A 10,335-nucleotide genomic window follows, 5' to 3' on the forward strand; every position below is an offset into this window, starting at 1 on the left:
GTCCCCCCCGGGGGGGGGCGCGCGGGCCCCCCCGCCCCCGGCGTAGGGTGCCCCCATGGGTGGGTTACTTCCGTTCCTGATGGTCGTCGGCTCTCTCACCATGGTCATGGCCTTCTTCACCTGGCTGGCCGTCCTCGTCCGGCGCCGCGGTGTCGCCGGGTCGGCCTTCCGCTCCATCGTGGACGTCTACGACCAGGCTTGGCACGCGACCGGCCACGATTCCCATTACGAGATTCAGGTGCAGGCGGAACGCAAGCTGCCGATCCCGTCGCCCGACGACCCCTGGCGCCCCGACCGCGGCGTGATCACCCGGCCCGCCTCGCCGTCGCGCGGGGGCGCCGGGGCCGTGCCACGATAAACGCGTTCCGGACGAAAGCTCGTCACGCACGGGAGGAACGGCCCCATGTCCATGGACGACCAGGCTCCCGGCCCGCTGCGGGTGCTCGTCTTCGGTGGCGCGCTGCGGATCGGGTCCGTCAACGCCCGTCTCGCCTCGCTCGTGGCCCGCCTGGTCACCGAACACGGCGCCATCGCCGACCTCGCCACCATGCGCGAGTTCGCCATGCCCCCGTACGACGGCGACGCGGAGGCCGCCGAAGGTGTGCCGCGGGGCGCCCTCGCGCTGCGCGACCGGCTCGAGCGGGCCGACGCCTTTGTGATCTCCTCCCCCGAGTACAACGCCTCCGTACCCGGCGTCCTGAAGAACGCGATCGACTGGGTCTCGCGGATCCGGCCGCAGCCGTTCGGGACCAAGCACGGGCTGCTCGTCTCCGCCTCCCCGTCCATGATGGGCGCCAACCGCGGGCTGTCGTCCCTGAGGGTTCCCCTGGAACACCTCGGCACCCGCGTGTACCCCGACATGTTCAGCCTGCCCAGGGCCTATGAGGCCTTCACCGAGGACGGCCGGCTCACCGACTCCGGCCTGCAGCAGCGCCTCAGCCAGACCGTCGGCGCCTTCCTCCGCCTCGTCGAGGCCGATGCCCACTATGTCTGCCTGCGGCGCCGGTGGTACGAGTTCCTGGGAGACAGCACACAGGCGCCCGTCATCCAGCGGGCGGAGGGGGTAGGCCCCGCCTCCACGGCTCACCCGACCTCGGGCCCTGTGGTGGTCCATCCCGGCGCCTCGACGCGGTGGGTGAGCGTGTCCCGGGACGCCTGCTCCCCGCACGCACCGCAGACCACGACCGGCTCCAACTCGGCGCCGCAGGAGTGCTCGAGCACCACCGGGGGCCGGTCGGCGAGGTGCCGGTCGCCCCACTTCATCAGCATCAGCAGCACCGGTTCGAGCTCCCAGCCCGCCTGCGTGGGCCGGTACTCGAAGCGCCGGGGCCGCTCGCTGTAAGGGACCTTCTCCAGCACCCCCGCCTCCACCAGGCGGCGCAGCCGGGCGGCGAGGATGTCGCGCGGCGCCCCGATGTTGCGGACCATGGCGTCGAAGCGCCGCACCCCGAGGAACACCTCGCGGAGGACGAGCAGCGAGTGCTTCTCCCCGACCACGGCGAGCGAGTCGGCGATGGAGCAGGGCCGTGGATCCTTCATACGCGCAGCGTACGAGGAGCGGGTTTGGTTCTCAAACCAAGACGTTCGGGCCGGAACCCCACTACCGGCGGAGCACGACCAGGTCTCGGGGAGAATGGACACCAGTTCCGAGCACGGCATACAGCGGTGCTCATCTCACGGTAGGAGATCAGGCACCTTGTCCCGCAAGCGCGAAACCCCTTCGGCCGGCACCCCGGCGGCCCGCACCCCGGCGGCCGACCCCGACCGGCGCGCCCTGCGGGCCGACTGCGCGAACTGCTTCGGACTGTGCTGTGTCGCCCTGCCCTTCGCCGCCTCGGCAGATTTCGCGGTCGACAAGGCGGCCGGGCGGCCGTGTACGAACCTCCAGGAGGACTTCCGCTGCGGCATCCACGCGCAGCTGCGCGAGCGGGGCTTCTCCGGCTGCACGGTCTTCGACTGCTTCGGAGCCGGCCAGAAGGTGTCCCAGACCACCTTCGGCGGCCGGGACTGGCGGCAGGCCCCCGAGACCGCGCCCCGGATGTTCGAGGTGTTCCCCGTCATGCGGGCCCTGCACGAGCTGCTGTGGTATGTGACCGAAGCGCTGGCCCTGCCGCCGGCCCGCCCGGTCCACGCCGACCTCCGCCGCGCGCTGGCGGACCTCGACGGCCTCACGCGCGGCAGTGCCGAGTCCCTGGCCGGCCTTGACGTGGCGGCGCTGCGCCAGGAGGTGAACGCGCTGCTGGTGCGCGCCGGCGAGCTGGTGCGGGCCAAGGTCCCGGGGCGCAAGAAGAACCACCGGGGGGCCGATCTCATCGGGGCTCGTCTGAAGGGCGCCGATCTGCGTGGCGCCAACCTTCGCGGGGCCCTGCTCATCGCGGCCGATCTGACCGGCGCGGACCTGCGGTCGGCGGATCTGATCGGGGTGGACTTCCGCGACGCCGATCTGACCGGCGCCGATCTCACCGGAGCCGTCTTCCTCACTCAGGCCCAGCTCAACGCGGCGAAGGGGGACGCCACCACCAGGCTGCCGGGGACGCTGAGCCGCCCGGCCCACTGGACCTCCGAGCGTTTTCGGACAACTTGACCCGCGACGGCCGGGGGAGAGTACTCCGCGACCGGTGAATGATGCACGGGAACGGCCGCTGGAGAGGTATAACCGTTACCAGAGCGGTGAGTTGACGTATCGACGAAACGAGACAGGGACCGGGCTTGGGCCAAGGACCTCGGAGGTAACGGGTGCGGTATCGGGTCCTGGGGGCGCTTGAGCTGTGGGACGGCGGCCGATGGATCTCCCTCGGCCCCGCCAAGTGGCGCATGCTGCTCGCGGTGCTGCTGTGCCATGCCAACCGGACCGTGCCCACCGAACGGCTCATGGACGAGCTGTGGGGTGAGGAGGGTCGCCCGCAGAGCGCGGGCAAGTTGCTGCAGACCTATGTGTCGCGGCTGCGGCAGACCCTGGGCGATGAGTCCGGTGAGGTCCTGATCACCGACAAGCAGGGCTACAAGGCGCACGGGTACCGACTCGCCGTGGAGGCGGCCGAGTTCGACGCCCACCGGTTCGAGCAGCTGGTCGAGGAGGGGCGGCGCGGGCTGGACCGGGACACGCCCGAGGCCGCCGCCGAGCGGCTGCGCGAGGCGCTGGGGCTGTGGCGTGGGGCGCCATTCCAGGGCGTACCCCCGACCCCGGCCGTGGAGGCGGAGGCCACGCGGCTCGAGGAGTGCCGCCTCGAGGCCGTGGACGCCCGGATCGAGGCCGATCTGCGGTGCGGCCGCCACGCCTCCGTACTGGGCGAACTGGAGGCCCTGACGGCCGAACACCCCTTCCGCGAGGACCTGCGCGGCCGCCAGATGCTGGCGCTGTACCGGTCGGGGCGGCAGGCCGACGCCCTGGCGGCGTACCGCGATCTGCGCGGGGCGCTGGCCGATGAGCTCGGCGTCGAGCCGACCCCGGCGCTGCAGCGGCTGCACCAGCGGATCCTGACCGCCGACGAGACCCTGATGCCGCCGGAGCGTACGGCGGAGGGGGCGGCGTCCGGCTCCGGCTCGGGGACACCCGCCGCGCCCCCTCGGGCCGCCCGCACCCCCCGGGGCCCCCGCCAGCTCCCGCCCGCCAGCCCCGCGTTCACCGGGCGCCACGGCGAAATCGCGGTGATACGGACGCTGATCGAAGAAGCCGAGGAAGGCGACGGCTCCGGGGCCGTGGCCACCGATGGCGGCGACGGAGGCGCGGGCGGACGGCCGGTGGTGATCGCGGCCATCGACGGCACCGGCGGGGTCGGCAAGTCGAGCCTGGTCATCCATGCCGCGCATCAGCTCGCCGACCGGTTCCCCGACGGCCAGCTCTACGTCGATCTGCACGGCGCCACCGCGGGTCTCACAGCCCTGGACCCCGGCGAAGTGCTCGGCCGGTTTCTGCGCGCCCTCGGGGTGGACGGCTCCACCGTGCCCAGCTCCACCGACGAGGCATCGGCCCAGTTCCGCTCGCTGGCGGCGGGCCGGCGGCTGCTGGTGATCCTGGACAACGCCGCCTCCGTGGAGCAGGTCCGCCCGCTGCTGCCCGCCGGGCCCGGCTGCAGTGCGCTGGTCACCAGCCGCGAAATGCTCACCACCCTCGAAGGCGCCACCCATCTGCACCTGGACATCCTCCCCCGCGACCAGGCCGTGGCGCTGCTGGAGCGGATCGTCGGCGCGGAGCGGGTCCGGGCCGAGCCCGAGGAGGCCGAGGCCATCACCCGGCTGTGCGGCGGTCTGCCGCTGGCGCTGCGGATCGCCGGGGCCCGGCTGGCCGCCCGCCCCGGCCGGCCGCTGCGCACGCTGGTGACCAAGCTGACCGACGTACGCGGCCGGCTGGACGAGCTGAGCTTCGGCGACCTGGCCGTACGGACCAGCTTCCAGGTCAGCTACGACGGCTTCCGCGAGGGCCGGCGCTCCGACGATCTGGACGCCGCGCGGGCGTTTCGGCTGCTGGGCGCGTTGCCCGGACCGGATGTGAGCCTGCCGGTGGCCACCGCGCTGCTGGGGCTGAGCGAGAGCCGGACCGAGAGCGCGCTGGAGCGGCTGGTCGACGCACAGCTCCTGGAGAGCCCGGACTCGATCCGCTATCACATGCACGACCTGCTCCGGCTGTTCGCCACCGAGCGCGCGGAGCAGGAGGACTCCGAGGCCGAGCGGTCGGCGGCCGTGGCGCGCGGGCTGTCCTGCTACCTGGCCACCACCCAACAGGCGGTCACCCTGCTCGATCCGCTACGCCCCCGGCCCGCGCGCCCCGTCGACGGCGACGGCGCCGTGGTCCCGCTGGGCGACAGCGCGGAGGCGGACGCCTGGCTGAAGGCCGAACTCCGCAACCTGCTGGCCGCCGTCGCCTACGCCGTGGAGCGGCCGGAGCCGGTGGCGCGCCTCGGTGTGCGGCTGGCGCAGTCGCTGCAGTGGTTTCTCTATCCGCGGGCGCACGCCCAGGACCTGCAGTCGGTCAACGAGCTGGCGATCTCGGCCGCGCGCCGCCTCGACGACCTGGAGAGCGAGGCGTGGTTACTCGACCACCTCGCGGGTGCGTACTGGCTGCAGCGCGCGTACGACGACGTCCGGGAGTGTCTGGAGTCGGCGCTGGAGATCTGGCGGGAACTGGGCCATCACGAGGGCGAGTTGCGGACCCTGTGCAACCTCGCCGACGCGCTGTGCGAACTGGGACTCCATGAGGAGGCCATCGTCGTACAGAAGCGCCAGCTGGCCCTGGCCCGGGAGACCGGCGACCCCGCGGCCGAGGTGATCGGCCTGGGCAACCTCGGCCGCGCCCACCGCGGTCTCGGCCACCCCGAGGAGGCCCTGACCTGCTTCCGGGAGAGCCTGGAGGGCGCCCGGCGGACGGGCAACATCCACCACGAGGGGTTCGCCCTGTACGAGATGGGGCTCACGTACATGGAGCAGGGGAAGTTCCCCGAGGGACGGACACACATGGATCAGGCCCTGCCCGTGTGGAAGCGGCCGGGCACCTACGACAGCTGGCGCGGGCACACCTGGAGCGGGCTCTTCCCCGCCTGTATGACGCTTCAGATCGGCCCCGGCCCGCGCTGAGGCGTGTTTCCGACGCTCAGACCTGCTCGGTTCGTGCGCCGTGGCGGATCCACACATTGGGTGCGACGTAGACCGCGCGGTCCTTGATTTTTTCGGGGTTACGGCTTGCGGCCGACGCCCCCGTAGGCCCAGACGCGCGACGGGTCGTGCTCGGCGCCGATGCCCGGCCGCCACAGGGGCAGCTGCACAAGACCGGGTTCGAGGAGGTCGAGCCCGGTGAAGAAGTCCAGGATCTGCGACCGGTCGCGCGCCCCGGACACGACGGGGCCGGTGAACCCGGACCAGTCCCGGTACGGGTTCTGGGTGAAGTCGCCGGTGACATGGGACAGGATCAGACAGCTGCCCGGCGCGGCCCAGTCCATGAGCCGGGCGACGAGTCCCCAGGGGTCGTCCGCGTCGTCGATGTAGTCGAGGACGAAGGCCAGCACGATCGCCACCGGCTGCTCGGGGTCCAGCAGCCGGCACAGCTCGTCGTGGTCGAGGATCTGCTCGGGGGTGCGCAGATCGGCCCTGATCGTCGTGGTGCCGGAGCCGGTCAGCAGCGCCCGTCCGTGGCTCACCGCGATCGGGTCGTTGTCGGCGTAGACCACCCGGGCCCGTGGATTGACCGCCTGCGCCACCTCGTGCACATTCGGGGTCACCGGCAGGCCCGCGCCGATGTCCAGGAACTGGGTGATGCCGTCACCGGCCACCTGGCTCACGGCGCGGGCCAGGAATCGGCGGTTGGACAGCGCGGTGTCCCTGACCTCGGGGGCGACTTTCAGAAAGCGCTGGGCCTGCTCGTAGTCGGCGAGGTAGTTGTCCTTGCCGCCGACGAGATAGTTGTAGACCCGGGCCGGATTCGCCTCACGCCCCTGATGGTGGCCGTGTCCGGTGTGCTGCCGTATTCCCGGTGTCCTGAGCCCGATGCCGGCCCCGCTGCTGTTCATCCCGAATTCCCCTGCCACGAGCACTGCCACCGCCTCACCGCTGCCGTTACGTGTCACTGTCCGTGCGGCGCCAGACCGGGCCGCCAGGTGACCGTCTCCCGCGGCCCCGGCTCGGCCCAGGCGAGCGGGGCACGGGACCACAGGTGGAAGGGCAGATCGATCTCCGCCCGTACCCGGCTGAGCTGCCCCCAGGAGTAGACGTCCGAGTGGACCGCCGCGGCCTGTAGCGCCGCTTCGAGGCAGGCGCGTGCGGTCTTCTCCGCGCGGCAGGTGCCGCTCGGTCCGGATCCTTCCACTCCACCGGAGACCTGGTAGGTGCTCCAGGCGTAGAGGGCATCGTGCTCGGTGTGCTGTTGGTGTTGCTGGTCGACGTTCACTGGCCCTCTCCAGACGCATCCCTACCGGGCGGCTGTAGCGATGTGTCCAGCATCGAAGAGGGCGGGGTAGCGGCGGTATAGCGGCGGTAAACCGTGCGGCGGACCCGGTATACCGGATCCGCCGCGGGTACCGCTGTCGCCTCATGTGGCCGAGGCTCGCCCGGCTCTGAAAGGGCCTTACCGGGCCTTACTCGGCCAGCCAGGCCAGGATCTCCCGGTTGATGGCCTCGGGCCGCTCCAGGTGAAGGAAGTGTCCCGCCCCCTCGACCAGGTCGACGCGCGAACCGGGCGGGAGGTGGTCCTTCGCGCTGCCGACCACGTCGGCGCCGATGCATCCGTCGGCCGTGCCGTGCAGGTAGAGGGTGGGCCGCTCCCCGGTCCTGGTGACGGCCTCCTGCTCGGCGGCGTACTTCTCCAGGTGGCGCGAGGGGTCGAACAGGGCGCGGTAGTAGCCGATGGCGGCCTCGAGGTTGGCCGGCTCCCGCAGGCTCTCCTTGACGTGCGCGATGTCCTGCTCGGCGTGGTGGTAGCCCGGCGACCAGTCGCGCCACAGGCCGTCGATCAGCGCCATGTCGTGCGCCGCGGCCCCCGCCTCGGCCAGCGGCGTCTGGAACAGGAAGATGTAGAACGAGCGCTTGAACTGGCCGTAGTCGAAGCCGAAGAAGTCGGGCAGCACCCCGCCCAGCGGGGGAACGGCCATGGTGACCGCCCGCCGCCAGCGCTGCGGGGAGTGGGCGGTGGCGCCGTAGGTGGCGATCGCGCCCCAGTCGTGTCCGATGAGCACGGCGTCGTCGCCGCCGCCGAGCGCGTCGTGCAGCGCGTTGGCATCGGCGGCGATCGCACCGGCCTGGTACGCGCCGTCGGCGGGTACACCGGTGGGCGCATAGCCTCTCAGGAAGGGGGCGACGGCGTGGTAGCCCGCGTCGCCGAGGGCGGGGAGCAGATGGCGCCACGTGTGCGCGGTGTCGGGGAAGCCGTGCAGGCAGAGCGCCAACGGCGCGTCCGTCGGCCCGGCTTCGAAATAGCCGAACTCAAGTCCATTGGCGTTGACGTACTTCAGCTGTGTCACGCCGGGGATGCTATGCCACCCCCCAAGTCGCGTCCACGTGCCGCCGCCACGCCTCGGCCGACTCTCCACCCGGGCCCCTTCCTCGCGCAACACCGTTGCGTTCAGCCATTGTTCGATGTTGAGGGCCCCCGTGCGGCGCACGGGCGAGGGTGGCAGACTGCGCATCACACCGTCCCCGACTTCTTGAGTCGCGGATCCGTGTGCGATTTTTCGGCGCAGCGCGAGGGAGGCCCTATGACCGGCCAGAGCAGTGGGGTCGCGGAGCACCGCGACTCCATGGTGCACCGTGGATTCCTCTACCGCGACGAGGAGGAGGTGGTCTCGGTCGGTGTGCCCTTCCTGCGCGCCGGTCTCGAAGCCGACGACGCGGTCGCCGTGGTCGCCTCCAAGTCGAATATCAACGCGCTGCGCGATGCCCTGGGCCAGGACGCCTCGTCGGTGCAGTTCGAGGACGCGCTCCACTGGTATCAGCACCCGGTGCGGACCATCGCCGCGTACAACGCGTACATCAAGGCCGAGAAGCCCCGCCGGGCCCGGCTGGTGGCCGAGCCGGTGTGGCAGGGGCGCACCCCGCTCGAGGTCCTGGAGTGGGCGCGCTACGAGTCCATCGTCAACGCGGCGTTCAGCGACTCCGGGGCGCGGGTGATCTGCTGCTACGACGAGCAGGCGCTGCCTCCCCAGATCCTTGACTACGCGCGGCAGACCCACCCCGAGATGATCGACGGACACGGGCCGCGCACCAGCGAGGCGTACACCGCCCCGGGCCCGTTCATCGCCACCTGCGACCGCCGGCCGCTCCCCCGCGCCCCTCGGCTGGCCGAGACGATGCCGATCAACACGGCGGATCTGGACGCCCTGCGCGTCTTCACCACCGAGCGGGCCGGCCGCCATGGGCTGACGGGGGACGCGCTGCGGGACATGGTCGCCGGCGTGGCCGAGGTGGCCACCACCGCCGCCCGGCGCGGGCGCGCGCCCGCCGCCCTGCGGATATGGACCGACAACGGCGACCTGGTCAGCGAGATCTCCGGCCCCGGCCACTGGTACCCGGACGCGCTGTGGGGCTTCACCCCGCCGGCCGACTCGGAGCCCGCGTTCGGGCTGTGGGGGGTGCGCATGCTGTGCGATGTGGTGCAGATGCAGACCGACACGGACGGCACCGTGATCAGGCTGCGCACCCGTGTCTGAGCGCCCCGGCGCCTGCGTTGACCGGCGCCTGCGTTGACCGGTGGCCGACCTGGTGAGGGCGATGGCGCGTGTTCCGGAGGTGTTCACACGCCGTCGCCTTGATCGCTCGGGCCACGCGGCTACTGTGCCGGTCATGAACGGACTTCAGGTGTCACGCCGCGCCATGCTCGGCGGGGTCTTGGGAGGAGCCGCGGGGCTGGTGCTCGGCGGCGCGGACGTGGCCGTGGCCGCCGGACCCGCGCACGGCAGGCCGCTTCGGGTCCTGGTGGCCACCAATGAGCCCTGGGGTACGTACCACGTCAAGCCGCTGCTCGCGGAGGTGGCGCGGCGCGGCTGGCAACTGACCCAGCTGGTGCCGGACTACACCCAGATCACCCCGGGGGACCCGGTCCCGGTCGCCACGCCGGCCGACGCCCCGGAGGCGGATCTGCTCGTCGTCACGGGGGCCGGTGACTGGCCGGCGGACTGCGCGGCCCGGCTGCGGCGGCTCCCGCCGGCCGCGAGCGCCCTGGCCTATCAGAAGCCGGTCGAGGCGCCCCGTGCCCGGGAGCTGCGTCCGCGGCTGCGGCTGCTGACCGCCTCCTCGCCCGCCGAGGGGCGGGCGTTCGCCCAGTACCTCGGGACGCGGCGGCCGATCCGGGCGGTCGGTTCACCGCAGACCGACGGCCTTCCGGCGCGCCGACCGGAGCCCGGTCTGGTGCTCGTCCTGACCAGCGTCACCCACCCGGACGCCACCGGAGACGCGGCCCCGGGCACGGAACTGCTGCTGGCCAGTGCGGAAAAGCTCGCCGCGGCGGGCAAGCGGATCCTGGTCGGTCTGCATCCGCGCGAGGACCGCGGTCTGTGGGACCGGTACGAGATCAGCAGCGTCCCGTCGGTCACGGCTTCCGCGCGCGCCGAGGCGGCCATCGGCATCCCCGGGACGGTGTTCCCGCTGGTCGCCGCCGTCGGCACCCCGCTGGTGGGCTGCACCGACCCCGAGCTGACCGTGCCGGACTATCTGCTGGCGGTCTGCTCGGCCACCATCGACGACGCGGGCGCGGCGGTCGCCGCCGTGAACGCGGCGCACCTGCCCGATCCCGCCACCCTCGCGGACGCCGTCGGGCCGATCGGTGGCTCGGCCGCCCGGCTGCTCGACGCCTGGCAGCGGGTCCAGCACCGCTGAACACTCGGCTCCGGCGCCTGCCACCAGCCGCGGTGGCGG

At 72.4% G+C, this 10,335-nt stretch carries 9 protein-coding genes and 1 pseudogene; 6 read left to right on the top strand and 4 right to left on the bottom strand.

Features of this window, described 5'->3' with window-relative positions:
* Positions 1-55 precede the first annotated feature (55 nt).
* Together ACWDSL_RS49020 and ACWDSL_RS49025 are read left to right on the top strand one after the other, a co-directional pair.
* The gene (locus ACWDSL_RS49020) at positions 56-358 is read left to right on the top strand and encodes a hypothetical protein (protein WP_450495704.1); all 303 of its coding nucleotides are present in this window, start codon (positions 56-58) and stop codon (positions 356-358) included.
* Positions 359-409: 51 nt separating this feature from the next.
* A pseudogene (locus ACWDSL_RS49025) lies at positions 410-868 on the top strand (NADPH-dependent FMN reductase); the annotation flags it as partial.
* Positions 869-1,083: 215 nt separating this feature from the next.
* Here the strand turns inward: ACWDSL_RS49025 and ACWDSL_RS49030 are convergent.
* A complete protein-coding gene (locus ACWDSL_RS49030; RefSeq protein ID WP_450495706.1) occupies positions 1,084-1,539 on the bottom strand; it encodes a winged helix-turn-helix transcriptional regulator in 456 nt (151 codons plus the stop codon).
* Positions 1,540-1,696: 157 nt separating this feature from the next.
* Between ACWDSL_RS49030 and ACWDSL_RS49035 the strand changes: the two genes are divergently transcribed.
* Entirely contained in the window at positions 1,697-2,584 is an 888-nt protein-coding gene (locus ACWDSL_RS49035) for a pentapeptide repeat-containing protein (RefSeq protein WP_450495708.1), read from the top strand.
* A gap of 152 nt (positions 2,585-2,736) precedes the next feature.
* Positions 2,737-5,571 carry a BTAD domain-containing putative transcriptional regulator gene (locus tag ACWDSL_RS49040; RefSeq protein ID WP_450495710.1) on the top strand — a complete coding sequence of 945 codons (2,835 nt, stop codon included), beginning with the start codon at positions 2,737-2,739 and terminating at the stop codon, positions 5,569-5,571.
* Positions 5,572-5,669: 98 nt separating this feature from the next.
* On the opposite strand, the gene ACWDSL_RS49045 is transcribed toward ACWDSL_RS49040, so the two are convergent.
* The 3 genes from ACWDSL_RS49045 to ACWDSL_RS49055 form a co-directional block, all read right to left on the bottom strand.
* Positions 5,670-6,500 carry an SAM-dependent methyltransferase gene (locus ACWDSL_RS49045; RefSeq protein WP_450495712.1) on the bottom strand — a complete coding sequence of 277 codons (831 nt, stop codon included), beginning with the start codon at positions 6,498-6,500 and terminating at the stop codon, positions 5,670-5,672.
* 53 nt (positions 6,501-6,553) lie between these two features.
* Positions 6,554-6,877, bottom strand: a complete 324-nt coding sequence (locus ACWDSL_RS49050; RefSeq protein WP_450495714.1) for a hypothetical protein — start codon at positions 6,875-6,877, stop codon at positions 6,554-6,556.
* Between the two features lie 187 nt (positions 6,878-7,064).
* The gene (locus tag ACWDSL_RS49055) at positions 7,065-7,946 is read right to left on the bottom strand and encodes an alpha/beta fold hydrolase (RefSeq protein WP_450495715.1); all 882 of its coding nucleotides are present in this window, start codon (positions 7,944-7,946) and stop codon (positions 7,065-7,067) included.
* 234 nt (positions 7,947-8,180) lie between these two features.
* Here ACWDSL_RS49055 and ACWDSL_RS49060 point away from each other — a divergent pair, with 234 nt between their 5' ends.
* Complete coding sequence (locus tag ACWDSL_RS49060; protein ID WP_450495717.1) at positions 8,181-9,131, top strand: anti-sigma factor RsbA family regulatory protein; 951 nt, start codon at positions 8,181-8,183, stop codon at positions 9,129-9,131.
* A 133-nt stretch (positions 9,132-9,264) separates the two neighbouring features.
* Complete coding sequence (locus ACWDSL_RS49065) at positions 9,265-10,296, top strand: hypothetical protein (RefSeq protein WP_450495718.1); 1,032 nt, start codon at positions 9,265-9,267, stop codon at positions 10,294-10,296.
* Positions 10,297-10,335 lie beyond the last annotated feature (39 nt).

The sequence above is a fragment of the Streptomyces sp. NPDC000941 genome, assembly GCF_053599555.1.